The following is a 24,639-nucleotide window of genomic DNA, read 5'->3' as shown; positions in this document are numbered from 1 at the left end:
GCAGGAACGGGCGGCGTGTTCGCGTTACGGTTTGAATTGACTCTGTATTAGCTGGCGGTGGGAACGGGCAGTTGAAGATTGCCCGTTCCCGCACCAGCTCCCATCAAGGACAGGTTGGTTGGGGTTGTGAAGCTCGAACTGCAGGGAATCACCAAGCGCTTTGGCTCGCTGGTTGCCAATGACAATATTGATCTGGTGGTGAACCCCGGGGAGGTGCATTGCCTCCTCGGCGAAAACGGCGCAGGCAAGTCGACGCTCATGAACGTCCTCTACGGACTGTATGAGCCCACGGACGGACAAATCCTCGTCGACGGAAAGCCCGTCACCTTCCGCGGACCCGGCGACGCGATGGCCGTGGGAATCGGCATGGTGCACCAGCACTTCATGCTCATCCCGGTCTTTACGGTTGCCGAGAACGTCGCACTCGGCGACGAGCACACCAAGGCGGGCGGCATCCTCGACCTCGATAAGACCCGCGCGCGTATCCGCGAGATTTCCGACCGCTACGGATTCGACGTCGACCCCGACGCCCTCGTTGAAGACCTCCCCGTCGGCGTGCAGCAGCGCGTGGAAATTATCAAGGCACTGGTCCGCAAGGCGGAAGTGCTGATCCTGGACGAGCCGACCGCGGTGCTCACGCCCCAGGAAACCGATGAACTCATCCAGATCATCGAGGAGCTCAAAGCCGGCGGTACAGCGATCGTCTTCATCTCGCACAAACTGCGGGAAGTGAAGGCAGTGTCCGACGTGATTACCGTGATTCGGCGGGGCGCCGTCGTCGGAACTGTTGAGCCCAGTGCCAGCACCAGTGACCTCGCTTCCATGATGGTCGGGCGTCAGGTGAGCCTTAGCCTCAACAAGGCGCCGGCAACCCCGGGCGACACCACTTTCGTCGTCCGGAACCTCACCGTCCCGGGATCGGGCGGGCAGAACCTGCTGGACAACGTCAGCTTCGAGATCTCGAAAGGCGAGATCCTCGCAGTCGCCGGCGTGCAGGGCAACGGGCAGACCGAACTCACCGAGGCGATCCTTGGGCTGCACCCGCACGCATCCGGGTCCGTGCAATTGAAGGGCAAGGAACTGCTGGGAATGAAGGTCAAGGACATCATCCGCGAAGGCGTTGGATTCGTCCCGGAAGACCGCAAGATCGACGGCCTCGTGGGGAGCTTCTCCATTGCGGAGAACATGATCCTCAACTGGTACAACGAGCCCCCCTTCGCGAAGGGGTTCGCCATGAAGCCGTCCGTGGTTCTCAAGAACGCGCAGGAAAAAGTCACCGAGTTCGATGTGCGGACGCAGAGTGCCGAGGCACCGGTCAGCACGCTGTCCGGCGGTAACCAGCAGAAGGTGGTCCTGGCCCGGGAACTCTCGCGGCCACTGAACCTCTTCATTGCATCCCAGCCCACACGCGGCGTGGACGTCGGGTCAATCGAGTTCCTCCACAAGCGGATCGTTGCAGAGCGCGATGCCGGGACGCCCGTCATGATCGTGTCCACCGAACTCGATGAAATCAGTGAACTTGCGGATCGCATTGCGGTGCTGCATGGAGGAGAACTCATGGGCGTGGTGCCAGGCGATACGTCGCGCGACGTGCTCGGTCTCATGATGGCCGGTATGACGGCAGAGGAAGCACTGCGGCAGGACGCCTCCGCGGTGGAAGAGCGAAACCGGGCAGCCGGCGGGCACCGGGCTGCAGGAGCGCACCGGGTTACCGGAGAGGAAGACCGATGAGCGTCAATAGACCCAACGCCGGCTCCGCGTCGGAAGAGACCGCCGCGCCGCTGCCCATTCCCGGAACAGGCGTTACGACGCCGGCACCGGATCAGGAGGACCGCGGCAGGGGCATCCTCAAGAGCATCGCCACGGGTTCCTCGCTGGTGGCAATTCTCGCCGTCGTCCTGTCGATTATTCTTGGCGGCCTCCTGATCGCACTCACTGACGAGGACGTCGCGGCTGCATCGACCTATTTCTTCAGCCGGCCGGGTGACACGCTCTTGGCCGCCTGGGAAGCAGCCAGCGGAGCGTACGCCGCTCTCTTCCAGGGTGCTGTGTTCAATCCGGGCGCTGACTCCCTCGGGCTCATGTTCCGCCCGCTGACCGAAACGTTGACAGTCGCCACACCCCTGATCCTTGCGGGCCTCGGCGTGGCGGTGGCGTTCCGCGCCGGGCTGTTCAACATCGGCGCGCAGGGCCAGATCATCCTCGGAGCCATGTTTGCAGGATGGATCGGCTTCTCCTGGCACCTGCCGTTCGGCCTTCACCTTCTGTTCGTGGTACTCGCCGGGTTTGTGGGCGGTGCGCTGTGGGGTGTCATTCCCGGTCTTCTCAAGGCACGTACCGGTGCCCACGAGGTCATCGTGACCATCATGCTGAATTACATCGCGATCTACCTGGTCGGGTTCCTCCTCACCACGCCGTCGTTCCAGAACCCGGGATCGTCGAACCCGATCAGCCCCCGCCTGGACGACACCGCTGTGTTCCCCCAGATCCTCGGCCCCCAGTTCCGCCTGCACCTAGGCTTCCTCGTGGCGATTGCGGCAACGTACGGCGTCTGGTGGCTGCTCAACCGGTCGACGGTCGGCTTCGAACTTCGCGCTGTCGGCGCCAGCCCGTTCGCGGCACGCACCGCGGGAATCAGCGTGACCAAGGGATACGTCGTCGTCATGATGCTGGCGGGCGGCCTCGCCGGTCTCGCCGGCGTGGCGCAGGTGGCGGGTACCGAACGGGTGCTGACCAGCGGCATCGCCGCCAGCTTCGGGTTCGACGCCATCACTGTCGCGCTGCTGGGCCGGTCCCACCCGTGGGGCGTCTTCTTCGCCGGAGTCCTGTTCGGGGCATTCCGTGCCGGCGGCGTCCAGATGCAGACCCTGACGGGCACGCCCATCGACATCGTGCTGGTAGTCCAGTCACTGATTGTTCTCTTCATCGCCGCTCCGCCGCTGGTCAAGGCGATCTTCCGGATCGATCAGAAGAAGACGGCCAAGACGCGCAAGGGCAGCAAGAATCAGCTGGTATCCGGAGGTGCAGCATGAGCATCGCAGCAACCGTTACTGATCCGGGTGTAGCCGGACCCTCTACCCGGAACTGGAAGGCACCGATTGGATTCGGTGTCGGGGCGCTGATCGCCCTGTTCGTCTTCGCGATCGGCGGTCCGGCGGCCACCGCGGTCTTCCGGGTGTCGGATGACTCGGACCGCTTCCGCCTCGCGGATATCGCGCTGCCCGCCAACGTCGTCGGCTGGGTTGTGGCAGTCGCGCTCATCGCGATTGCGGTCTATGCCTTTCTGCAGGTGCGCGGCGGCCGGAGGATCAACCGCTGGGCGGGCATCGCGTACGCGGTCCTCTTCGTGGTCGGCTTCCTCACCTGGGTGGTTGGCATTGCCGACCGGCCCTCCATCTCGCTGGCCGGCCTCGTCGCAGGCTCAGTGACCCTCGCGATTCCGCTGATTTTCGGGTCGCTCTCGGGCGTATTGTGCGAGCGTGTCGGCGTCGTGAACATCGCGATCGAGGGACAGCTTCTCTCCGGAGCCTTCGCCGCCGCCGTCGCTGCCTCCGTGTCGGGTAACGCCTACGTCGGCCTGATCGCGGCGGCGTTCGCCGGCGTGCTGGTATCGCTCGTTCTGGCGATCTTCAGCATCAAGTATCTGGTCAACCAGATCATCGTCGGTGTTGTGCTCAACGTGCTGGTATCCGGACTGACCGGGTTCCTGGCGTCCACGCTGCTCAGCCGCGACTCCGCTACGTTCAACTCGCCGCCGGGTCTTCCGGAGGTCCGCATTCCTCTCCTTGCGGACATCCCGATCATCGGCCCCATCCTTTTTCAGCAGAGCATCGTCGGCTACTTCATGTACGCAGCGGTGATCGTCATCTGGATAGGGCTCTACCGGACCAAGTGGGGTCTGCGCGTGCGAGCGGTCGGTGAGCATCCGCAGGCCGCGGACACCATGGGCATCAAGGTGAACGCAACACGGTTCTGGAACGTGCTCCTGGGCGGCGCGGTCGCCGGTTTCGGCGGCGCGTTCTTCACGCTCGTGTCTGTCAGCTCCTTCACCCGGGACATGACTGCAGGGCAGGGCTACATCGCACTTGCCGCTCTCATCTTCGGACGCTGGAATCCGATCGGCGCGTTCTTTGCGGCACTGCTCTTCGGCTTCGCGACCAACCTGCGCTTTGTCCTGTCGATCATCGGCACGGACGTTCCGAGCCAATTCCTCGCCATGCTGCCGTACATCGTGACGATCCTGGCCGTCGCTGGCCTCGTGGGACGATCCCGACCGCCCGCAGCCGGCGGCATCCCTTACGTCAAGGAGTAGCCCGTGAGTGCACGTGATGAAAGCCCGACGACGACGGACGCTACCGCCCCGATGACGCCACCGGAAGCGGACCTCCCCTGGGAGGAGTTGGCAGAGGCGGCAACGGCGGCCATGCGCAACGCGTACGTCCCCTACTCCTCCTTCCCGGTGGGAGCCGCTGCCCTGACCGACGATGGGCGGATCGTCTCGGGCTGCAATGTTGAGAACGCATCCTACGGACTCACCCTGTGCGCCGAGTGCTCCCTGGTGAGCCAACTCCAGATGACCGGCGGCGGCAGGCTGGTTGCTTTCAGCTGCGTGGACGGTAACGGCAATGCCTTGATGCCGTGCGGGCGCTGCAGGCAGCTGCTGTACGAATTTCGTGCACCGGGAATGCTGCTGATGACAGTAAGCGGTATCAAGACCATGGACGAGGTGCTGCCGGACGCGTTCGGCCCCCAGCACCTCGCAGACACGGGCACCTCAAGCGCCGGCAACACAGAGTCAGGAAACACCACATGAGCGAGCAGTTCGATGCCGTTGACATCATCCGCATCAAGCGCGACCGGGGCACGCTGAGCCCGGCGCAGATCGACTGGACCATCGACGCGTACACCCGCGGCGCAATCGCGGATGAGCAGATGGCGGCCCTCAACATGGCAATCCTGCTGAACGGGATGGACCGTACGGAGATTTCCCGGTGGACGGCAGCCATGATTGCCAGCGGCGAGCGGATGAATTTCTCTTCGCTCGGAAAACCGACCAGCGACAAGCACTCGACCGGGGGAGTGGGTGACAAGATCACGCTCCCGCTGGCGCCGCTCGTTGCGGTCTTCGGTGTTGCCGTGCCGCAACTCTCCGGTCGCGGCCTTGGCCACACCGGTGGCACCCTGGATAAGCTCGAATCCATTCCCGGCTGGCGGGCCCAGCTCTCGAACGACGAGATGATGGCCCAGCTGGCCGACGTCGGTGCCGTCATCTGCGCGGCAGGCGCCGGACTGGCCCCGGCGGACAAGAAGCTCTACGCGCTCCGGGACGTGACGGGAACCGTTGAAGCCATTCCGCTGATCGCCTCCTCGATCATGAGCAAGAAGATCGCCGAGGGAACCGGCTCCCTCGTCCTCGATGTAAAGGTCGGCAGCGGAGCGTTCATGAAGGACCAGACGCAGGCGCGGGAACTGGCCGAGACCATGGTGGCGCTCGGCACGGACGCTGGAGTCAAGACCGTCGCCCTGTTGACCAACATGTCGACTCCGCTCGGCTTGACGGCGGGTAACGCCATCGAGGTCGAGGAATCCGTCGAGGTGCTGGCCGGCGGGGGACCCCAGGACGTCGTCGAGCTGACCGTGCGCCTCGCCGAGGAGATGCTTGCTGCGGCAGGTGTAAACGATGCTGACCCGGCCCGGGCTCTCAGGGACGGGCGCGCCATGGACGTCTGGAACCGCATGATCGAGGCCCAGGGTGGAGACCCCCGCGCGGCTCTTCCGGTAGCGAAGGAATCCGAGACGGTCTATGCGCCGGCCGACGGCGTACTCGTAGAGCTCGACGCACTGGCCGTCGGTGTAGCCGCCTGGCGCCTGGGTGCCGGACGTGCACGCAAGGAGGACGCGGTGCAGGCCGGGGCCGGTGTCCGCCTTCATGCGAAGCCGGGAGCCTCGGTTCGTGCTGGCGAGCCGCTGATGACACTGCTGACTGATACCCCCGAGAAGTTCGACCGCGCGCGTGAAGCATTGGAAACCGCCGTCGTCATTGCTCCGGAGGGTTCACGTCCGGCGCAGGAGCTCATCATCGACCGCATCGCCTGACCCTGTCAGGGATCGCCCCTAGTCCCGGGGGCGGAGGCGGCGGCAGGGAAGATCACCCCTTCGGTCGACGCGATGGGAGCGGTCCAAACCATAACCTTGGAAAAAGGTTGAATCAGGGGTGCGCCGGGGTCATAACCCATGGACCCCTTTCATCCGCTGCTGGCATGGTTTAAGGAGTTCCAGACCACGTCAGGCGGCGGCCTCCGGAGCCATCCGTACAATCCAAGGAGCGCAGGTAGTGGACGCCATAAGTGCTGTCACGAATGGGCTGAGCGATTTCATCCTCAGCACCGCAGAGCAGCCGTGGGTCTACCTGCTGGTCTTCGTCTGCTGCACGGTTGACGGGTTCTTCCCGCCCTTCCCGAGTGAGTCAGTGGTGGTGGGGCTGGCCTCGCTCGTGATTACCGAGGGTGTGCCCAACGCCTGGCTTCTGATCCTGGTTTCTTCGCTCGGTGCTTTTGTCGGCGACAACGTGGCCTACCTCATGGGACGGGGAGTCGGGACGCGCCGATTCCGCTGGATGCGCCGCCCGCGCTCGCAGAAGGCGTTTGAATGGGCCGGTTACGAGCTCGAGAAGCGCGCGGCGTCACTCATCCTTGTGGCGCGATTCGTTCCCTTCGGACGGGTGGCGGTCAACCTCACCGCCGGTGCAACCGGCTACTCGCGACGGCGGTTCGTTGCACTGACTGCTATCTCGGCTATCGCGTGGGGCACCTATTCGGTCGGGATCGGCGCGCTCGCCGGAGCCTGGTTCGAGGACAACCATCTGCTGGGTGTCACCGTCGCCATCGCCGTCGCGGTGGTCCTGGGGTTCATCGTGGACCGTGTCATCAGCGCAGTCCGGGGATCGGCGCCCACCCGGCCGCGCCCGGCGCCCCCGCAGTGTGAAGCATCGGCTCTGGAGAGCGTTGCCGCGCCTGCGGAAGCGCCTTTGGCCTCGCGTAGTCTTGGCCTGTGACTGAACCTATGACTTCCCTTGCTACCGACATCACCTTCGACATCCGCGAGCTGCCGAAAGTCTCGCTGCACGATCACCTCGACGGCGGCCTGCGCCCGGCAACGATCATCGAACTGGCGCAAGCAGTAGGCCATGAGCTGCCGTCGACCGATCCGGTTGCGCTCGGCCAGTGGTTCCGCGATTCTGCCGATTCCGGTTCGCTGGTGCGCTACCTGGAAACTTTCGACCACACCATAGCGGTCATGCAGACCCACGAAGCCCTGGTGCGGGTAGCGAAGGAGTTCGTTGAGGATCTTGCCGACGACGGCGTGGTCTACGGCGAGGTGCGTTGGGCACCCGAGCAGCACCTGGCCAAGGGCCTGTCGCTGGATGAGGCCGTCGAGGCAGTCCAGGAAGGTCTCGACGCCGGGGTCGAAGCCGTCGCCGCAGGCGGCCGCACCATTCAGGTAGGTCAGCTCATCACCGCCATGAGGCACGCTGACCGCGGCCAGGAGATCGCCGAGCTGGCCGTCCGTCACCGCGACCGCGGTGCCGTGGGCTTCGACATCGCCGGCGCCGAAGACGGCTTCCCGCCCGCACGGTTCGCTGATGCCTTCACCTACCTGGCCCAGCACCAGTTCCCCGCAACGGTGCACGCGGGCGAGGCAGCCGGCGTCGACAGTATTGTCGATGCACTCGTGAACGGCCGCGCCCAGCGGTTGGGCCACGGCGTACGCATTGCTGAGGACATCACCGTCGATTTCGACGACAACGGCACGGATTCTCCGGTCGGAATGGCCACACTCGGTCAGGTCGCCGCCTGGGTACGCGACAGGGGCATCGCCCTGGAAATCTGCCCGTCGTCGAACCTGCAGACAGGAGCCATCGAATCGTTCGGCAAGGACATTGCCAGCCACCCGATCGACCTGCTGTACCAGCTCGGATTCAACGTCACCATCAACACGGACAATCGGCTCATGGGCGGCGTGACCCTCACTGATGAATTCGAACTCCTCGTGGAGACCTTCGACTATGACCTCGATGACCTGCTTGAGTTCACGCTCAACGCAGTAGAGGCCTCCTTCCTGCCGCTCGACAGCCGCACCGCGCTCGCTGAGCTCATTGCGCAGGGGTACGACGGCGCCGGCGGAGCATGACGGAAAGAGCACGGCAGGCAGGCGCTTCCCTCGAGCGACTGCTCCGCGTGATCGGGCAACTGCGTGAGCACTGCCCCTGGATGGGCGCGCTGACGCATGAGTCCCTCGCGGAGTATCTCGTCGAGGAGTGCTACGAACTCCTCGACGTGCTGGACGGTGCCGGGAACGCCGACGAGCTGCGCTCGGAACTGGGCGACGTCCTCCTGCAGGTGGTGCTTCACGCGCGCCTGCAGGAAGAACGCGGATCCTTTGCCCTGGCTGAGGTCATCGAGGGTCTCACGGAGAAGATGATCAGGCGCAACGCTCATATCTTTACTCCGGACGGGGCCCTCAGGGAATCCTTCCCGGCATCGGTTGAGGAGATCGAAGCCGCCTGGCACAGCATCAAGCGTCAGGAGCGACCCGCCGAATCCACGCCGTTCGCCAGCATCCCGCCCGGGCTTCCGGCGCTCGCCTCCGCGGCCAAGACACTCAAGCGGGCACAGCGTGACGGGGCCCTCGACACGGCAGAGGGCGCCGTACCAGCCGATGACGCGAGTTCAATGTCGGAGGACGAGCTCGGGGAGGTGCTGTTCGCCGTCGTCGGCCGCGCCGTCGGCTCCGGACTGGATCCGGAATGCGCCCTGCGCCTCGCGGTGCGCAGGTACCAGGAGCGCCACGTGGCTCGAGGAATTCAGCGCACGGATGTCCCGGAATGAAATGACCTCCGTCACGGACGGTCATTGATCCCCGCTTTCAATTAGGCTGAGTACGAATCCCCGCGCAGACGCATCAGCTCCGTCAGGGCTGAGCACGTTTTTTGCTGTCCATATGAAGAAAATTCATAGATCCCTTGATGAACAGGAGCATTTCCATGGCAATCATTGATGCCATTCACGCACGTGAAATCCTTGACTCCCGCGGCAATCCCACGGTTGAGGTTGAGGTTCTGCTCGACGACGACACCTTCGGCCGCGCAGCAGTTCCCTCCGGTGCGTCCACCGGTGCCTTCGAGGCGAACGAGCGCCGCGACGGAGACAAGGACCGCTACCTCGGCAAGGGCGTCCTCCAGGCTGTTGAGGCCGTCATCGAGCAGATCCAGCCTGCACTGCTCGGCTTCGACGCCGGAGACCAGCGCGCCATCGACCAGGCCATGATCGACCTGGACGGCACCGAGAACAAGTCGAACCTGGGCGCCAACGCCATGCTCGGTGTATCCCTGGCGATTGCCCGCGCAGCCGCCGAGTCCTCCGCACTGCCCCTGTACCGCTACCTGGGCGGCCCCAACGCGCACGTACTGCCCGTTCCGCTCATGAACATCCTCAACGGCGGATCGCATGCCGATTCCGACGTCGACATCCAGGAATTCATGATTGTTCCCCTGGGTGCCGAGTCCTACTCGGAGGGCCTGCGCTGGGGCGTCGAGGTTTACCACGAGCTCAAGAAGGTGCTGAACGAGAAGGGCTTGGCCACCGGCCTGGGCGACGAGGGCGGCTTCGCTCCGAACCTGCCTTCCAACCGCGACGCGCTCGACCTCATCACCACGGCCATCGAGCGTGCCGGCTACACTCCGGGCACCGACATCGCCTTCGCGCTGGACGTTGCCGCCTCGGAGTTCTACAAGGACGGTGCCTACCACTTCGAGGGCAAGACGCTCGATTCCGCTTCCATGCGCGCCTACTACGAAGAGCTGGTACGCGACTACCCGCTGGTCTCCATCGAGGATCCCCTGGACGAGGAAGACTGGGACGGCTGGAAGGCCCTCACCGAGACCCTCGGCAGCAAGGTCCAGCTCGTTGGCGACGATCTCTTCGTGACCAACCCGGTCCGCCTGGATCGCGGCATCAAGGCGGACACAGCCAACTCGCTGCTGGTGAAGGTCAACCAGATCGGCACGCTCACCGAGACGCTCGACGCTATCTCGCTGGCCCAGCGTTCCGGCTACACGACCATCACCTCGCACCGCTCGGGCGAAACCGAAGACACCACCATCGCGGACATCTGCGTGGCCACGAACGCCGGTCAGATCAAGACCGGTGCACCCGCCCGTTCAGAGCGTGTTGCCAAGTACAACCAGCTCCTGCGCATCGAGGAAGAGCTGGACGACGCCGCACGCTACGCAGGCCGTTCCGCCTTTCCGCGTTTCACTGCCTGATCACCGGGCTGAGGGCGATACCCTCGTTAAGCAGGTAGCCGTCAGACCGGGATCCACCCCGGCCGGCGGCATGGCATAGCTTGAGCGAGGAGTCCGATGTCCACCCGACGCCCCAGTGTTCCGCGCACAGCACGAGCGCGCACCGATGGGCAGAGGCAGTCGGCTACGCCTCTGAAGCGCCCTGGTCCCCAGGGCGCTTCAGTGCGTTCCAGCCCCTCGGACTCTTCCAGTGCCCCAGGCACATCGCACGCCAAGGACACATCGCACGCCAAGGGTTCGTCGACGGCGCCGTCGAAGCCCCGGACCACCTCTGCCGCTGCCACGCGACCGAAGGCATCACCGTCCGAGGCTCGAGCAGCTGAGCGTTCCCAGTTGGCCGGGGCCATCCGGACAGCCAGCGCTCCTTTCCGCAGGCCATCGGAACGTGCCATCGTCCCTGCGGAAGATGCGGAGCCCATTCCCGCCAAAGCCTTCTCCGGGCGGTTGCTGGCCCTCGCCGTCGTGCTTGTCACCATCACCGTGCTGCTGGCGCCTTCCGTCCGCACATTCCTGCAGCAGCAGGCGGAAACGGATGCCCTGCAGGACCGCATCACCGCACTGCAGCAGGAGCAGGACGGCCTCGAAACGGCGATCGCCCGCTGGGAAGATCCCGCCTACATCAAACAGCAGGCCCGCGACCGTCTCTTCCTCGTGATGCCGGGGGAGACCCGCTACCTCGTCAAGGGTGGGACCGCAGTCGAACCTTCCGAGGAACAGCGCTCAGACGCGGCGCCGGAGGACCTGCCCTGGGCGGACGCACTCTGGGAATCCGTGGAGCGCGCCGCCACCGACTAACCTTGGTTCGTCGGGATACCCCAACGAATGAAGGCACAGGAAGGACCGCAGTGACGGAACGCAACCCGCTTGCACCCACAACGGCTGATCTGGAGACGCTCAGCCGGCAGTTGGGGCGCCCGGTCCGCGACGTCGTCGAAATCGGCGCCCGGTGCGTCTGCGGGAATCCGCTGGTGGCCACCACGGCGCCGCGGCTCAGTAACGGCATTCCCTTTCCCACTACCTATTACCTGACGCATCCGGTCATCACTGCCGCGGTGTCCCGACTGGAAGCCGGCGGGACCATGATGGAGATGACGGAGCGCCTCGAACGCGACCCTGGTCTCGCTGACCGGTACCGCCGGGCGCACGAGGCCTACCTGCGGGCGCGCTCGGAGATCGGGATGCGCAGCGGAATCGGTCCGGTACCAGAAATTGACGGCGTCTCCGCCGGCGGTATGCCTACCCGGGTGAAGTGCCTGCACGTGCTGGTGGGGCACTCCCTCGCAGCAGGCCCCGGGGTGAACCCGCTGGGAGATGAGGCGCTTGAGGCCATCTCGGAGTGGTGGACGGTTGACGAGTGCCGCTGCGCGGGTGCCTGGGACGTGAGCGGTGCCGCTCCCGACCGCGACCTGAGCCGGCACGTGAAGACGCAGGGCCTGAGCCCCGAGGAACTCGACAGGAAACGCGCCGAACGACGTTCGGGAGAAGGGAAGGCCTGATATGCGTACTGCAGCCATCGATTGTGGGACCAATTCCATCCGCCTGCTGATCGCCGACGTCGACGGCGGAGCAGGGCTCACCGACGTGGTTCGCCTGATGCGCGTGGTGCGCCTCGGGGAGGGCGTTGACGCGACGGGCAGGCTCGCCGAGGCGGCGTTGGACAGGACCTTTGGAGCTGTCGATGAGTACGCTGCCCTGATTCATGAGCACGACGCCGAGGAGGTCCGCTTCGTAGCGACCTCCGCTACCCGCGATGCAAGCAATCGGGAGGTCTTCGTCTCCGGCGTCCGGGACCGTCTTGGCATTGAACCGGAGGTGGTCAGCGGAAGCGAGGAGGCAGAACTTTCGTTCTCCGGAGCCGCAAGCGTGCTGGCCAGTGACAGCGATGCACCAGTGCTCGTGGTAGACCTCGGCGGTGGAAGCACCGAGTTCGTGGTCGGCACCGGCAGCCAGGTGACCGCGGCGCGCAGTATGGACATGGGTTGTGTTCGCTTTACGGAGCGGTTTCTGCTCTCCGACCCGCCGACGCACCAGGAGATCGCCGACGCCGAGGTAGAGATCAACAGGATGATCGGCGAGGCTGACGCTGACGTGGACCTCTCCTCTGTGCAGGGCATCATCGGCGTCGCGGGCAGCATCACCACCGTCACGGCGCACGCGCTGAAGCTTCCGGAATACCAGTCGGAGCGGATCCACGGTACGGAGCTCACGCTGGACGAGATCGACGGCGCTGCAACCTCGCTGCTGCACCTCTCCCGGGCCGAGCGCAAGGCCCTGCCGTATATGCATCCCGGACGCGTGGACGTGATCGGGGCGGGCGCGCTGATCTGGCGCACGATCGTGCGGCGGGTGGCCGAAGCCACAGAAGGCCGTGTTCGGAGCGCCGTCGCGAGTGAGCACGACATCCTCGATGGCATCGCGCTCAGCGCCGCCCGGCGGAAGTGACGTAAGCACGTGGTTTCTTCCGCACCAGAGATTCCCCAGCCGCACCGGTCAAGTTTCCTTCCCCGGTCCGTTGCTGCCGTTGTTGCGCTCTCACTGGGTCTGGCGACTTCCGTCGTCGGGCCGGTTGACAGTGCAAGCGCACACGGCGGGGAAATCCGGGAGCGCGAGTACTGGCTCGAGGACTACGGCATCACCGAGGCGTGGAAGGACACCAAGGGCGCGGGCGTCACAGTCGCCGTCATCGACAGCGGCGTCGACGGAAGCCACCCGGACCTCGAGGGCGGCGTAACCGGCGGTACGGACGTCTCCGGCGCGGGTGTGCCAGACGGGCAGCGCGGTATCGGGGAGGTGCCCGAGCACGGCACGCTCGTTGCAAGCCTGATCGCGGGCAGGGGACATGTTCCGGAAGAACCGAAGGAAACGCCCTCTGCCTCACCGTCGCCGTCTGCGTCAGGGTCGCCGTCAGCTGCGCCGTCGAAGTCCGCTGAAGCCACCAAGGAGGAAAAGGAACCGGAGAAGACTCCGGTCCAGGCAGCCGGGCGCGGGTCCGACGGCGTCGTCGGAGTTGCCCCGGAAGCACAATTGCTCGCAGTGTCGCTCTGGATCGGCGGCGAAGCCAGCGGACCCAACCCGGCCGGCGTGAGCATTGATGACCAGATCCCCAATGCCGTGCGCTGGGCCGTGGACAATGGCGCGTCCGTCATCAACATGTCACTCGGCAGCACCTCACCGACCTGGCCGGAGAGCTGGGACGAGGCTTTCCTCTACGCGGAACAGAACGACGTCGTCATCGTGGCCGCTGCGGGCAACCGGGCTGGGGGTTCCGTACAGGTCGGAGCGCCGGCGACGATGCCTGGCGTGCTGGCGGTTGGCGGACTCGATGCCAAGGGGGCAGCCAGCCGTGAATCCTCCTCAGAAGGCATCAGCATCGGGATCGCTGCGCCGGCTGAGAACCTTGTCGGCGCCCTGCCCGGCGGCCTCTACGCAAGCAAGTGGTCCGGGACGTCGGGTGCTGCGCCGCTGGTCTCCGGAGTGGCAGCGCTCATCCGCGCCAAGTACCCGGAACTGACTGCCCCGCAGGTGATCAACAGGATCATCATGACCGCGCGGGATGCCGGCATCCCCGGCCAGGACACCATCTACGGGCATGGAATCCTGGACGCTGCGGCCGCGGTGAACGCGGATCTGGCTGTCCCCGAGGAACGGCTGCTAGGTGCCGGCGGTGTGGTCAGCATGGCTCAGTACATCGAGACGTACCGGCGCGGGGAGGTACCTCCGCCTCCGCCGCCGGAAGCCGCCGCGTCCGAGGAACCTCTGCCCGATATCCCGGAGCCGACGGTTCCCGCAGCACAGGAGAGGGCGTCGACCTCCAGCTCCCTGCCGGCGTTCATTGTGTTCGGATTCGGGGGCCTCATTCTCGTCATCCTGCTCGGTGGGACGTACCAGGTTGTCCGGATACACCGGGAAAACAACATGGCTGGCGAGAGCCGAAGCGGACCGCCGATTGACAGCGGGGCGAGCGGAAATCCTGCGTCCACGGACGCCCTTGACGGCCGGTCGGCAGCATCGGACTCCCGCTAGTGAAGATTTTCACAAAGTCCGGTACGCTGGTCCCATGGCTCAATCCTCCAAGTTTTCTGATCGTCCCCGGATCCTTGTTGTCGGCGGCGGCTACGTCGGTCTCTACGTAGCCCACAAGCTGCAGAAGAAGGTGAAGGATCACGGTGGCATCGTCACCCTCGTTGATCCTTTGCCCTACATGACCTACCAGCCGTTCCTCCCTGAGGTTGCCGGTGGAAACATCGAGGCGCGTCACGCCGTTGTCTCGCACCGCATGCACCTGGCGGATACCGAGCTCATCACGGGCAAGGTGACCGGCGTGAACCACGCCTCGCGTACGGCGACCGTTGAACCAGCTGACGGCAGCGCGCCGTTCGAGCTGACGTACCGAGACATCGTCATCGCGGCCGGCGCCATCACCCGTACCTTCCCCATCGAGGGTCTGGCGGAAGCCGGCATCGGCCTCAAGACCATCGAGGAAGCCGTCGCGCTGCGCAACCAGCTCCTCGAGCGCATCGAGACCGCCTCGCTCATGGAGCCGGGTGCCGAGCGCGACCGCGCGCTGACGTTCGTCGTCGTCGGTGGCGGCTTTGCCGGCATCGAGGCCCTCGCCGAGATGGAAGACCTGGCGCGTGCCGCCGTCAAGAAGAACTCACGCCTCACGCGCTCCGACATCCGGTTTGTGCTTGTCGAGGCAATGGGCCGCATCATGCCCGAGGTCACCGAAGAGCAGGCCAAGTGGGTCGTGGAGCACCTGCGTGCCCGCGGTGTGCAGGTCATGCTGAACACCTCGCTCGCCAGCGCCAAGGACGGCAAGCTGAAGCTCATCAACATGCCGGACAAGTCCCCGGCCGATGAGTTCGAGACCGACACCCTCGTCTGGACCGCCGGTGTGCAGGCCAACCCTGTTGTCCGCAACACGGACTTCCCGATCGACGAGCGCGGCCGTGTCCGTGCCAGCGCGGAACTGCGCATCAGCGGCGACGACGGCCCCCTCGACGGTGCCTGGGCAGCCGGTGACGTCTCTGCCGTGCCGGACCTCTCCGGTGGCGGTGTCGGCGGTTTCTGCGTGCCCAACGCCCAGCACGCTGTCCGTCAGGCCAAGCTGCTCGCTGACAACATCTACGCTGAGCGCTACGGCGTTGGCCGCGTCCGCGAGTACAAGCACAAGAACCTGGGTGCGGTTGCCGGTTTCGGTCAGTACAAGGGCGTCGCCAACATCATGGGATTCGGCATGCGCGGACTTCCCGCATGGCTCGCCCACCGCGGCTACCACGGCATGGCGATGCCCATGTTCGAGCGCAAGTTCCGCGTGGTCGGTAACTGGGTGCTCGGCTTCGTCTTCGGCCGCGACACCACGCAGCTGATGGACCTGCAGACCCCGCGCCGCCAGTTCCGCGAGGCTGCAACCCCGGCACCCAAGAAGCCGGAAGCAGCCCCGTCCCTGGACAAGGGCCGGGTGGAGGACACCGAGAAGACCGCGGCCAAGGCCTAAGTTTCCTTTGAGGACGGCGGCACCTACCCCGGTGCCGTCGTCGTCGTTTAACCGGCTACAGTTCTCGACCGTGAGAGTCCGCCCTGAAACGCCGTCGGACCGCGGCGCAGCCCTCGCCGTCATCGAGTCCGCCTTCGCCGCCGGTGCAACCGGTGGGCGGCCCGTCGAAGCCGCACTGCTTGAGCAACTGTGGGCAAGCCCTGCGTATCTTCCCGCCCTATCGCTCGTAGCAGAGGACGACGACGGCGCCATCCGCGGTTACGTCATCACCACCCGGGCGCGGATCGGGTCGGTCCCGTCCCTGGGGCTAGGTCCGATCGGGATTCTGCCGGAGTTTCAGGGGCGGGGGATCGGCAGCCTGCTCGTGGAGGAATCGATTTCCCGTGCCGAGAAGCTGGGGGAGACCTCGCTGGTGCTGTTGGGAAGCCCCACGTTTTACGGGCGCTTCGGCTTCGCGAGGGCCGATGAGCGCGGAGTCCATCCGCCGGATCAGGCCTGGCGCGAGCACTTCATGATCCGGGCGCTCGGCGGCAACAGGGTGCCGGTCGGCGCGTTCCGCTACGCCGCGCCATTCGAGGCGCTGTGAGAGTCCTCGGCCCTACAGTTGATGACCAGACCCGTTGCATTCACTACCGGACGGTGCTCGACGTGGTCGCCATCAAGTTCAAATGCTGCGGCGAGTTCTATCCATGCCACCTCTGCCACGCAGAAACAGCTGACCACGCAGCAGCCGTTTGGCCTGCGGGGGAGCAGGATACCGAGGCGATCCTGTGCGGCGTCTGCAAGGAGACGATGCGGATCCGGGACTACCTCGGCGCTGACGCGTGCTCCTCCTGCCGCGCACCCTTCAATCCGGGCTGCCGCCTGCACAAGCACCTGTACTTCGGCACTGATGAGGGCCTGGACGCTGCGGTGCCCCAGGTGGGACTCGAACCCACACTGTGAAGATTTTAAGTCTCCTGCCTCTGCCATTGGGCTACTGGGGCGTACCGTGTGATAACCCCAGGCGGCGTGCGCGCTGCCAGGGCGTCCCATCAAGAATACGTGAACACCTACCTGCGGGACTGACCCTCGTCCGACGGCGGTCAATACCCCTGTGATGAGCGTTACAAGGATGTAACCAGATTTGCTTATCTTAGACACGTTTTTGCACTAGCTTTTTCACATACCAGGAACACCTGGTGATCGCATCAAAGGCTGATCGAGCCTTTCGATCGAGGAGATAAATTTCATGACAGCAACACGTAACTCCGCGCGGTTCAGCATCGGGGAGAATGCTCCGCGCGCAGCGAAGATTGCGGCCCTCAGCCTGGGCATCGCACTCTTCGCATCTGCCTGCGGTGGCAATCCCACCCCCGAAGAAGAAGGCGGCCAGTCTTCGGCACCGGCAGCGTCGGGACTGACCTGTCCCGAGAGTCAGCTCGACGCGGGCGAGGCCCCCGAGAAGGGCGACCCAGCCGCAGTACCCGAAGCGGAAACCACGTCCGAAACTCCCCTGGTGCTCGGTTCAATTCTGCCCACCACAGGTGCCCTTGCTTTCCTCGGTCCCCCCGAAATTGCCGGCGTGAACCTCGCCGTACAGGAAATCAATGAGGCCGGCGGTGTGCTTGGCCAGGATGTCGAGATCATCCACCGCGACTCCGGTGACACCACCACCGACATCGCAACACAATCCGTGACGGACCTGCTGTCCCAGGACGTCAGCGCGATCATCGGCGCAGCATCCTCGGGTGTTTCGCAGACCGTGATCAACCAGATCACCGGTGCCGGTGTAGTTCAGATGTCGCCGGCGAACACCTCGCCCGATTTCACCGACTGGGATGACAACGGCCTGTACTGGCGTACGGCACCGTCCGACGTCCTGCAGGGACGCGTTCTGGGTAACTACATCATGGCCTGTGGCGCACAGACCGTGGGCATGATCGTACTCAACGACGCGTACGGTACCGGCCTCCAGGCAAGCATCAAGGAAGCCGTTGAGAGCGCGGGCGGCCAAATCGTTGCAGAGGAACTCTTCAACGAGGGCGACTCGCAGTTCAGCAGCCAGGTGGATGCGCTTGTCGCAGCCGAGCCTGACGCCTACGTGGTCATCAGCTTCGACCAGGCCAACAGCATCGTTCCGCTGCTGACCGGTCAGGGCGTAGACCCGGGTTCCATGTTCTTCGTGGACGGCAACACCGCTGACTACAGTGAAGACCTTGATCCCGGAACACTCGCAGGCGCACAGGGCACCCAGCCGGGCTCCTTCGCGGGGGACGAGTTCAAGGAAGCCCTCGCTGAGATCGACGACAGCCTGAATGTGTGGAACTACGCAGGTGAAAGCTACGACGCCGTGAACCTTATTGCCCTTGCAGCAGATGCCGCGGGCAGCACGGACGGAGCAGCAATCGCAGCCGAGCTTGAGGCAGTCTCCAAGGAAGGCACCGAGTGCTTCGACTACGCAGGCTGCATCACTCTCCAGCGTGAGGGTGAGGATATCGATTACCAGGGCATCTCCGGACCGATCACCTTCGACGAAAACGGTGACCCGACGGAAGCCTTCATCGGCATCTACGAGTTCGACGACAACAACACCCCGCAGCCTTACCGCTCCGAGGCAGGGCAGCTCTAGCCCCACCAGCAGTACCTGATTCACTCGCACAGTACAGAAGAGCCCCTCCCGGCCCGGGAGGGGCTCTTCTGCGTCCACACCAGGTGTCGGCTAGCGTCAACCGGGTTTGGGACCGGAAAGACGGCGTCGTCGCCTGGTGTGGGCGCAACCCTGCAGGTTCTGAGGTCGTTGGACGACACCGGCAATCCGAGAAGCCACGCAAGTCGCGGTCGGGCCGTCGCGGGCCTTCAAGAACGAGCAGGATTGTGCGCGCATCCCCGCACTGGCCTCGAACGCAGTAGAGGCCCCCTCCTGCTGGAGAGGGCCTCTAGAGGCGGCTGAAGACCTAGGCCGTATCGGCGAGGGTCCCGAGGTACAGCTGGATGACCTTGGGGTCCTTCATCAGTTCGCGTCCGGTACCCGTGTACGCATCCTTACCCTGGTCCAGGACATAGGCGCGGTCGCAGATCTGCAGGCACCTTCGGGCGTTCTGCTCCACCATGATCACAGAGACGCCTGCCCGGTTGATCTCGTGAACGCGGAGGAACGTCTCGTCCTGCTTGACAGGGGAGAGACCGGCGGAGGGCTCATCGAGGAGCAGGACCGCGGGCTCCATCATCAGGGCCCTGCCCATGGCGACCATCTGGCGCTCGCCGCCCGACAGGGAACCGGCACGCTGCGCGCGACGCTTGCCGAGTTCGGGGAAAAGCCCGGTGACGAAGTCGAACCGCTCCTTGAAGTCCTTGGGGCGCTGGTACATGCCCATCTGGAGGTTTTCCTCGATGGTCAGGGTGGCGAATACGTTGTTGTTCTGCGGGACGAAACCCACGCCCCTGCTGACCAGCTTGTTTGCCTTCAGCCCCGTGATGTCCTGATCCCGGACTATCACCGTGCCCGAGTGCACCTTCACCAGCCCGAACATTGCCTTGAGCAGCGTCGACTTGCCGGCACCGTTGGGGCCGATGATGCCGATCAGCTCACCCGACCGCGCTTCGATGGAGCAGCCGTTCAGAATGTTCACGCCCGGCAGATAGCCCGCCACGAGATCGGTGACTTTCACGACCGATTTTCCGGGTGCCGCCTCGGCCCCCGTGGTCCGGTGTGGTCCTGCGGTTCCCGCTGCTTCGCTCATGGCCGCTTCTCCTCTTTACCTGTGTCTGACGCGGTGCCTTCAAGTTCGGTGATCCGGGTGTGGCTCAGGAGACCGGCGTCTTCTGTCCCTACGACCGATTCCTCGTCGTGTGCCAGTTCCTCCTCGAGCTTCTCGACGCCCTGGGAATCACCGAGATCCACGTCGTGGTGGGCACCGAGGTACGCATCGATCACCGCCTGATCCTTCATGACGACGTCGGGAGTTCCCTCCGCCACTACGCGCCCCTCTGCCATGACCACAACCCAGTCGGCGACGTGGCGGACCATGTGCATGTCGTGTTCCACGAACAGGACGGTCATGCCGTCGGCCTTGAGGTTCTTGATGTGGTCCAGCAATGACTGGGTGAGTGCCGGGTTGACGCCCGCCATTGGCTCGTCAAGCATGACCAGGCGCGGCTTCACCATGAGTGCGCGCGCCATTTCCAGCAGCTTTCGCTGCCCGCCGGAGAGGGACGCTGCATAGTCGTCACTCTTCGCGTCCAGCTTGAACTTCTTGAGAAGTACCTCCGCCTGCCCGGTGATTTCCTTTTCCCGTCCGCCCCACAGGCCCTTGAAAAGGGCCCGGGCGAGACTTTCCCCAGGCTGGTCGGTCGCTCCCAGACGCATGTTCTCCATGACGGTGAGCTTGCCCATGACCTTGGTCAGCTGGAAGGTGCGCACCATGCCGAGGCGTGCCACCTTGTAGGGAGCGACACCGGCGAGGGACTTCCCGTCGAAGTCCCACTCGCCGCTCTGCGGCGTATCAAACCCGGTGAGCAGGTTGAACAGCGTGGTCTTACCCGCACCGTTCGGCCCGATCAGAGCGGTGATCTTGTTCCGTGGGATCTCGAGGTAGTCCACGTCGACAGCGTTGATGCCGCCGAAGCTTCGGGTCACCTTCTTGACCGTGACAATCGGATCCCGCTTGCGGCAGCCCGGTCCAGGGGTGTCCTCGGTGATGGGCCGCGAGTCGGTCATGTAGTCGATGCCGTCGGCCGGTGTTCCGGTCGATTCCGTCGAATGCGAGACAGCGTGTGCTGCTCGCCGTCCGCCTGATTTTGCTTGGGATTGCGGCGTAGGTTCCGCAGTAGGGTCGCTCATGCGAACGCCAACTCCTTTTTGTTGCCGAGTACGCCCTGCGGCCTGAAGATCATCAGCAGCATCAGCGCAACACCCACGAGGATGTACCGGAGCTGTCCGGCCTGGACGTTGGTGAGGAACGTGATGGCGCCGGTTTCGATGGCGCCGAAGAGGAGGCTCTGAGTCAGCGAGAGGACAACCCAGAAGATCATCGCCCCGATGACCGGGCCCAGTACCGTGGCCATGCCGCCGAGCAGCAGGACCGTGTAGAGGAAGAACGTGAGCTCGGTGGCATAGTTGGCCGGCTGGACCGCGCCGCGGGGGATCGTGAAGATCATGCCCGCAGCAGAACCCATCAGGCCGCCGATGATGAGTGCCTGCATCTTGTAGGCGTACACGTTTTTGCCAAGGGCACGAACCGCGTTCTCATCTTCGCGGATACCCTTGAGTACGCGGCCCCAGGGGCTGCGCATGAGCAGCCACACTGCGAGGCAGGCCAGCGCTACCACTGTCCAGGCCACGATCCGAATGAAGAGCCCGTTCTGGTTCATGCTGACGGGACCGATGTTGTAGGTGCCCTCCGGGATAAAGTTCAGCGCGAAGAAGCCCGACTCAAAGCCCTGGGCCAGACCGTTGGCCGAACCAGTGACTTCGGTCAGGCCGTTGGTGGTGACGATGTACCGCACGATTTCCGCCGCTGCGATGGTCACGATAGCGAGATAGTCCGCCCGCAGCCGCAGGGTCGGGATACCGAGCACGACGGCGAAGATCACCGAGCCGAGCAGCGCCACCAGGATGGCGACGGGGACCGGAGCATTGAAGGTCAGAGTGGAGATGGCGTAGCCGTACGCGCCCATCGCCATGAAGCCTGCCTGACCGAAGTTCAGCAGGCCGCTGTAGCCGAAGTGTACGGCGAGGCCGAGGGCTGCCAGTGCGTAGGCGGCCGTCGTCGGGCTGATGATTTCGCCGAAGGCGAGGGAAAGAATGTTTCCAAAATCCATGTCGGTTGGCCCCTAACCTACGCGCTCTCGGCGGCCCAGGATGCCCTGTGGCCGGAAGAGAAGAACAATGATCATGATGAGCAGGGCGCCGACGTACTTGAGGTCGGCCTCCAGCCAAATGGTGGAGATCTCCACGAAGAGACCTACCAGGACTGAGCCGAGCAGGGCACCGAAGACCGTGCCCAGCCCGCCGAGCACTACACCGGCGAAGATCAGCAGCAGAATTTGCTGGCCCATGTTGAAGGAGACGCCCGGGCGGTAGTAGGCCCAGAGGATGCCGCCAAGTGCTGCCAGCGCGCCGCCCACAACCCAGACCAACCGGATCACCCGGTCCACGTCGATACCGGAAGCCGCGGCCAAAGCCGGGTTGTCGGCGACAGCGCGGGTGGCCTTCCCGATACGGGTCCTGAGGAGCAGAAACGCGATGAGCAGGATGACGATCAGGCTGATGATCAGGGAGGTCAGGTTGTTCCGGGTGATGGAGATGAGCCCGAAGTTCAGCATCTGACCCTGGGCGCCCGGCAGCTGCTGGGTCGCCCCGCCGAAGTTGAACTGAATGATGTAGCGCAGCGCCAGGGCGAGGCCGATGCTCACGATCATCATCGGGATCAGTCCGGAACCGCGCTTGCGCAGCGGTTTCCAGAGCCCGGCGTCCTGGACATAGCCCAGCGCCGCCCCGCCGATCACGGCGAGGATGATTGCGACTATTGCGGGCAGCCCCAGCGCGGCGAAGGCAAACGCCAGCACGGCACCGGCGGTGACCATCTCGCCATGGGCGAAGTTGGTCAGGCCGGTTGTGCCGAAGATCAGGGACAGGCCGACGGCGCTGAGGGCGAGGAGCAGGCCGAAGCTCAATCCTGCGACGGAGCGGTCGACGAGGAGGTCCAGGACGTTGCTGGTTCCCGTGACGATGCCCTCACCGAACAGGAAGAGCGTGGTGATATTTGTTGTTCCGGCGAACGTGACTTCACGCGGATTCTGCTGGCCTTCAGCCAGCTCCACGCCCTCGGGCAGGGTGGACTCGTCGAGCTCCACCTCATAGGTGCCCTGTTCGGGAACGTCAATGCTCCAGGAGCCGTTTTCGCCGGACGTGGTTTCTCCTTCGAAACCCTCGCCGGTGACCGAGATCCGGACGTCAGCTAGCGGACCGTCGGCACCCCGAAGGACGCCGCTGATCCGGTTTTGGAATTCCCCTGCCTGGACGGAGGCGGGGATTTGCCCGTTCACTGTGCCTACCGCACCAAGGGGGGATGCCCCTGCTGCGGGTGCGCTGATGAACAGTGCGGCCAGAAGGCCGGCGACCAGGAGGAATAGCCTCCTGCGCCACGCCGGCGTCGGCTTGGTTATCAAGTTATGAACCTCCACGATGGTGGCTGTCGTCCGCCGAGGTACGACGGCTCTAGAGCCTGTGATCGAAGTCACGCAGTGTGGAGATCATGTTACCTGCGCTGTGTTACCACTATTCGCCATATGGGGGCTGCCAGATAGCAATTGGATAACAACTGTGTTGGTAGTTCTACTCGCGGGTAACCCGGAACCCCGGGGCAGCGCGGTTGACGTCGGTGCAGATGAATCAGCAGGTGAATTAGAGGTAGAGCCCGGTGCCGGCGTCGTCGGTTTCCGGCTGCGCAACGGCGTGGACGTCGCGCTCGCGGAGGAGGATGTAGTCGGTGCCGCCGACATCGACCTCCGACTTGTCTTCCGGGTCGAACAGCACGCGGTCACCGCGGGACACCTGGCGGACACTGGGCCCTGTAGCCGCAACATCAGCCCATGCCAGCCGCTTGCCCATCACCGCGGTCGCCGGAATGACAATGCCCGACGACGACCGCCGCTCGCTGCTGTCCTTGTCCAGGATCACCAGCAGACGGTCATGAAGCATCTTCAGGGGGAGGGAGTCGGACGAAAAGGGCTTCGTGGCTGAGGTGTTTGACACGCCGACAGTCTACCGTTGGACTCCTGCGGATCCCGGTCGCAGTCAGGCGCCGCTTCCGGAACAAAACGGCCTCAAAACCGTTGATATTGGTAGGGTTGAAACATCTCAGCCCCCTAATGGAGGACTACACACAAATGGCACTCGGCGGTAACCCGGTTTTTAACGGTAAAAACTTCCGTACCGCTGCCCGCGGCGACAATCCGGCAGCGTACGGTTCAACTACTCTGGCCAACCAAACGGTCATGAACCAGCAGCAGCTGGAGCACCTCTACAACCAGCCTTCGGCAGGTCCCGCAGAGACGGGACGCATGACGTTCGACGACGTGATCGTCAAGACCATCGCGACCATCGGCGTGGTGATGATTGGCGCGGCGGTTCCGGCGTTCCTCTTCCCGTCCCTTGCACCGCTGCTGATGATCGTGGGCTTGATCGGCGGCTTCGTTCTCGGCCTGGTCAACTCCTTCAAGCGTGAGCCCGTGCCCGCGCTGATCCTCGGCTACGCCTTCCTCGAGGGTCTGTTCCTCGGCGGACTGACGATGTTCCTCGAGGCAATGTTCCCGAACATCGCCATGCAGGCTCTGCTCGGCACCCTGTCGGTCTTCGTAGTGACGCTGCTGCTCTTCAAGAGCGGCAAGGTGCGCGCTACCCCCAAGGCCATGAAGATCTTCATGATCGCGATGATCGGCTACGCACTGTTCAGCCTCGTGAATCTTGGCCTGATGCTCTTCGGCGTCAGCAACGACCCGTGGGGTCTGCGCACCGGCGTGGAGATCATGGGCATCCCGCTCGGCGTTCTGATCGGTGTGCTGGCAATCGGCCTCGCCGCCTTCTCCCTGGTCATTGACTTCACCATGATCAGCGAAGGTGTCCGCAACGGCGCTGCCCGCAAGTACTCCTGGACCGCAGCGTTCGGCCTGACCGTTACCCTGGTCTGGCTGTACGTTGAATTCCTGCGCCTCATCGCCATCCTGCGCGGCGACGAGTAACACCACTGGCACAGACACGAAGGCCCCCGGCGCTTGCCGGGGGCCTTCCGTTTGT

23 protein-coding genes, 1 tRNA gene and 1 pseudogene are annotated in these 24,639 nt (G+C 64.4%); 19 read left to right on the top strand and 6 right to left on the bottom strand.

Translation table 11 applies throughout. From position 1 onward, the window contains the following. Positions 1-126: 126 nt before the first annotated feature. From AC5RU3_RS12535 to AC5RU3_RS12455, 17 genes and pseudogenes are all read left to right on the top strand, one after another. The gene (locus tag AC5RU3_RS12535) at positions 127-1,731 is read left to right on the top strand and encodes an ABC transporter ATP-binding protein (RefSeq protein WP_493965746.1); all 1,605 of its coding nucleotides are present in this window, start codon (positions 127-129) and stop codon (positions 1,729-1,731) included. Beyond that, positions 1,728-3,032, top strand: a complete 1,305-nt coding sequence (locus tag AC5RU3_RS12530; RefSeq protein ID WP_493965745.1) for an ABC transporter permease — start codon at positions 1,728-1,730, stop codon at positions 3,030-3,032. The genes AC5RU3_RS12535 and AC5RU3_RS12530 overlap by 4 nt, the downstream gene beginning before the upstream one ends. After that, positions 3,029-4,312, top strand: a complete 1,284-nt coding sequence (locus tag AC5RU3_RS12525) for an ABC transporter permease (RefSeq protein ID WP_458116666.1) — start codon at positions 3,029-3,031, stop codon at positions 4,310-4,312. Before AC5RU3_RS12530 ends, AC5RU3_RS12525 begins: the two co-directional genes overlap by 4 nt. A 51-nt stretch (positions 4,313-4,363) precedes the next feature. Then, positions 4,364-4,813, top strand: a complete 450-nt coding sequence (locus tag AC5RU3_RS12520; RefSeq protein WP_309070976.1) for a cytidine deaminase — start codon at positions 4,364-4,366, stop codon at positions 4,811-4,813. Continuing rightward, complete coding sequence (locus tag AC5RU3_RS12515; protein WP_493965744.1) at positions 4,810-6,096, top strand: thymidine phosphorylase; 1,287 nt, start codon at positions 4,810-4,812, stop codon at positions 6,094-6,096. Before AC5RU3_RS12520 ends, AC5RU3_RS12515 begins: the two co-directional genes overlap by 4 nt. A gap of 238 nt (positions 6,097-6,334) precedes the next feature. Further along, entirely contained in the window at positions 6,335-7,054 is a 720-nt protein-coding gene (locus AC5RU3_RS12510; RefSeq protein WP_493965743.1) for a DedA family protein, read from the top strand. Further along, positions 7,051-8,190 carry an adenosine deaminase gene (locus AC5RU3_RS12505; protein WP_493965742.1) on the top strand — a complete coding sequence of 380 codons (1,140 nt, stop codon included), beginning with the start codon at positions 7,051-7,053 and terminating at the stop codon, positions 8,188-8,190. Before AC5RU3_RS12510 ends, AC5RU3_RS12505 begins: the two co-directional genes overlap by 4 nt. Further along, the gene (locus tag AC5RU3_RS12500) at positions 8,187-8,888 is read left to right on the top strand and encodes a MazG nucleotide pyrophosphohydrolase domain-containing protein (RefSeq protein ID WP_493965741.1); all 702 of its coding nucleotides are present in this window, start codon (positions 8,187-8,189) and stop codon (positions 8,886-8,888) included. The genes AC5RU3_RS12505 and AC5RU3_RS12500 overlap by 4 nt, the downstream gene beginning before the upstream one ends. A gap of 155 nt (positions 8,889-9,043) precedes the next feature. Continuing rightward, positions 9,044-10,324 carry a phosphopyruvate hydratase gene (gene eno, locus AC5RU3_RS12495; RefSeq protein ID WP_309071637.1) on the top strand — a complete coding sequence of 427 codons (1,281 nt, stop codon included), beginning with the start codon at positions 9,044-9,046 and terminating at the stop codon, positions 10,322-10,324. Positions 10,325-10,525: 201 nt separating this feature from the next. Next, entirely contained in the window at positions 10,526-11,158 is a 633-nt protein-coding gene (locus AC5RU3_RS12490; protein WP_493965740.1) for an FtsB family cell division protein, read from the top strand. Positions 11,159-11,208: 50 nt separating this feature from the next. Next, positions 11,209-11,859 (top strand): DUF501 domain-containing protein, encoded by a 651-nt coding sequence (locus AC5RU3_RS12485; RefSeq protein WP_309071635.1) that lies wholly within the window; start codon positions 11,209-11,211, stop codon positions 11,857-11,859. Between the two features lies 1 nt (position 11,860). Next, the gene (locus AC5RU3_RS12480) at positions 11,861-12,805 is read left to right on the top strand and encodes a Ppx/GppA phosphatase family protein (protein ID WP_493965739.1); all 945 of its coding nucleotides are present in this window, start codon (positions 11,861-11,863) and stop codon (positions 12,803-12,805) included. Positions 12,806-12,814: 9 nt separating this feature from the next. After that, positions 12,815-14,386, top strand: coding sequence for a S8 family serine peptidase (locus AC5RU3_RS12475; RefSeq protein WP_493965738.1), 1,572 nt, complete (start codon positions 12,815-12,817; stop codon positions 14,384-14,386). A gap of 34 nt (positions 14,387-14,420) precedes the next feature. Then, on the top strand, positions 14,421-15,860 hold the full coding sequence (locus tag AC5RU3_RS12470) for an NAD(P)/FAD-dependent oxidoreductase (protein ID WP_493965737.1): 1,440 nt from the start codon (positions 14,421-14,423) through the stop codon (positions 15,858-15,860). A 70-nt stretch (positions 15,861-15,930) separates the two neighbouring features. Continuing rightward, complete coding sequence (locus tag AC5RU3_RS12465; protein WP_309071632.1) at positions 15,931-16,446, top strand: GNAT family N-acetyltransferase; 516 nt, start codon at positions 15,931-15,933, stop codon at positions 16,444-16,446. Continuing rightward, positions 16,443-16,643 (top strand): annotated as a pseudogene (locus AC5RU3_RS12460) (CHY zinc finger protein); the annotation flags it as partial. The gene AC5RU3_RS12465 and the pseudogene AC5RU3_RS12460, both read left to right, overlap by 4 nt. A 9-nt stretch (positions 16,644-16,652) precedes the next feature. Continuing rightward, positions 16,653-16,805, top strand: a complete 153-nt coding sequence (locus AC5RU3_RS12455) for a hypothetical protein (RefSeq protein ID WP_493966043.1) — start codon at positions 16,653-16,655, stop codon at positions 16,803-16,805. On the opposite strand, the gene AC5RU3_RS12450 is transcribed toward AC5RU3_RS12455, so the two are convergent. Beyond that, a tRNA-Leu gene (locus tag AC5RU3_RS12450) sits at positions 16,774-16,846 on the bottom strand. The two genes, AC5RU3_RS12455 and AC5RU3_RS12450, sit on opposite strands and share 32 nt — an antisense overlap. Before the next feature lie 245 nt (positions 16,847-17,091). On the opposite strand from AC5RU3_RS12450, the gene AC5RU3_RS12445 reads away from it, so the two are divergent. After that, complete coding sequence (locus AC5RU3_RS12445; RefSeq protein ID WP_309071630.1) at positions 17,092-18,471, top strand: ABC transporter substrate-binding protein; 1,380 nt, start codon at positions 17,092-17,094, stop codon at positions 18,469-18,471. Positions 18,472-18,796: 325 nt separating this feature from the next. Here AC5RU3_RS12445 and AC5RU3_RS12440 read toward each other — a convergent pair whose 3' ends face one another. The 5 genes from AC5RU3_RS12440 to AC5RU3_RS12420 form a co-directional block, all read right to left on the bottom strand. Continuing rightward, positions 18,797-19,582 (bottom strand): ABC transporter ATP-binding protein, encoded by a 786-nt coding sequence (locus tag AC5RU3_RS12440; RefSeq protein WP_309071629.1) that lies wholly within the window; start codon positions 19,580-19,582, stop codon positions 18,797-18,799. Beyond that, positions 19,579-20,559 carry an ABC transporter ATP-binding protein gene (locus AC5RU3_RS12435; protein ID WP_458117137.1) on the bottom strand — a complete coding sequence of 327 codons (981 nt, stop codon included), beginning with the start codon at positions 20,557-20,559 and terminating at the stop codon, positions 19,579-19,581. The genes AC5RU3_RS12440 and AC5RU3_RS12435 overlap by 4 nt, the downstream gene beginning before the upstream one ends. 119 nt (positions 20,560-20,678) lie before the next feature. Then, complete coding sequence (locus AC5RU3_RS12430) at positions 20,679-21,662, bottom strand: branched-chain amino acid ABC transporter permease (protein ID WP_309071628.1); 984 nt, start codon at positions 21,660-21,662, stop codon at positions 20,679-20,681. A 12-nt stretch (positions 21,663-21,674) separates the two neighbouring features. Next, entirely contained in the window at positions 21,675-23,027 is a 1,353-nt protein-coding gene (locus tag AC5RU3_RS12425) for a branched-chain amino acid ABC transporter permease (RefSeq protein ID WP_309071627.1), read from the bottom strand. A gap of 220 nt (positions 23,028-23,247) precedes the next feature. After that, positions 23,248-23,544, bottom strand: a complete 297-nt coding sequence (locus tag AC5RU3_RS12420; RefSeq protein WP_309071638.1) for a GroES family chaperonin — start codon at positions 23,542-23,544, stop codon at positions 23,248-23,250. 188 nt (positions 23,545-23,732) lie between these two features. Here AC5RU3_RS12420 and AC5RU3_RS12415 point away from each other — a divergent pair, with 188 nt between their 5' ends. Then, positions 23,733-24,584 carry a Bax inhibitor-1/YccA family protein gene (locus tag AC5RU3_RS12415; RefSeq protein WP_309071626.1) on the top strand — a complete coding sequence of 284 codons (852 nt, stop codon included), beginning with the start codon at positions 23,733-23,735 and terminating at the stop codon, positions 24,582-24,584. Positions 24,585-24,639: the final 55 nt, after the last annotated feature.

Source organism: Arthrobacter sp. MDB1-55, from assembly GCF_059092925.1.
Note: the sequence above shows the minus strand (reverse complement) of the source record. Positions and strands in the feature narration are given on the sequence as shown.

Excerpts from the sequence above, each read along its gene's own strand:
- AC5RU3_RS12530 (WP_493965745.1), top strand. The coding sequence starts at position 1,728 with ATGAGCGTCAATAGACCCAACGCCGGCTCCGCGTCGGAAGAGACCGCC.
- AC5RU3_RS12525 (WP_458116666.1), top strand. The coding sequence starts at position 3,029 with ATGAGCATCGCAGCAACCGTTACTGATCCGGGTGTAGCCGGACCCTCT.
- AC5RU3_RS12520 (WP_309070976.1), top strand. The coding sequence starts at position 4,364 with ATGACGCCACCGGAAGCGGACCTCCCCTGGGAGGAGTTGGCAGAGGCG.
- AC5RU3_RS12515 (WP_493965744.1), top strand. The coding sequence starts at position 4,810 with ATGAGCGAGCAGTTCGATGCCGTTGACATCATCCGCATCAAGCGCGAC.
- AC5RU3_RS12500 (WP_493965741.1), top strand. The coding sequence starts at position 8,187 with ATGACGGAAAGAGCACGGCAGGCAGGCGCTTCCCTCGAGCGACTGCTC.
- eno (WP_309071637.1), top strand. The coding sequence starts at position 9,044 with ATGGCAATCATTGATGCCATTCACGCACGTGAAATCCTTGACTCCCGC.
- AC5RU3_RS12480 (WP_493965739.1), top strand. The coding sequence starts at position 11,861 with ATGCGTACTGCAGCCATCGATTGTGGGACCAATTCCATCCGCCTGCTG.
- AC5RU3_RS12470 (WP_493965737.1), top strand. The coding sequence starts at position 14,421 with ATGGCTCAATCCTCCAAGTTTTCTGATCGTCCCCGGATCCTTGTTGTC.
- AC5RU3_RS12455 (WP_493966043.1), top strand. The coding sequence starts at position 16,653 with ATGCGGATCCGGGACTACCTCGGCGCTGACGCGTGCTCCTCCTGCCGC.
- AC5RU3_RS12445 (WP_309071630.1), top strand. The coding sequence starts at position 17,092 with ATGACAGCAACACGTAACTCCGCGCGGTTCAGCATCGGGGAGAATGCT.
- AC5RU3_RS12440 (WP_309071629.1), bottom strand. The coding sequence starts at position 19,582 with ATGAGCGAAGCAGCGGGAACCGCAGGACCACACCGGACCACGGGGGCC.
- AC5RU3_RS12435 (WP_458117137.1), bottom strand. The coding sequence starts at position 20,559 with ATGACCGACTCGCGGCCCATCACCGAGGACACCCCTGGACCGGGCTGC.
- AC5RU3_RS12430 (WP_309071628.1), bottom strand. The coding sequence starts at position 21,662 with ATGGATTTTGGAAACATTCTTTCCCTCGCCTTCGGCGAAATCATCAGC.
- AC5RU3_RS12420 (WP_309071638.1), bottom strand. The coding sequence starts at position 23,544 with ATGCTTCATGACCGTCTGCTGGTGATCCTGGACAAGGACAGCAGCGAG.
- AC5RU3_RS12415 (WP_309071626.1), top strand. The coding sequence starts at position 23,733 with ATGGCACTCGGCGGTAACCCGGTTTTTAACGGTAAAAACTTCCGTACC.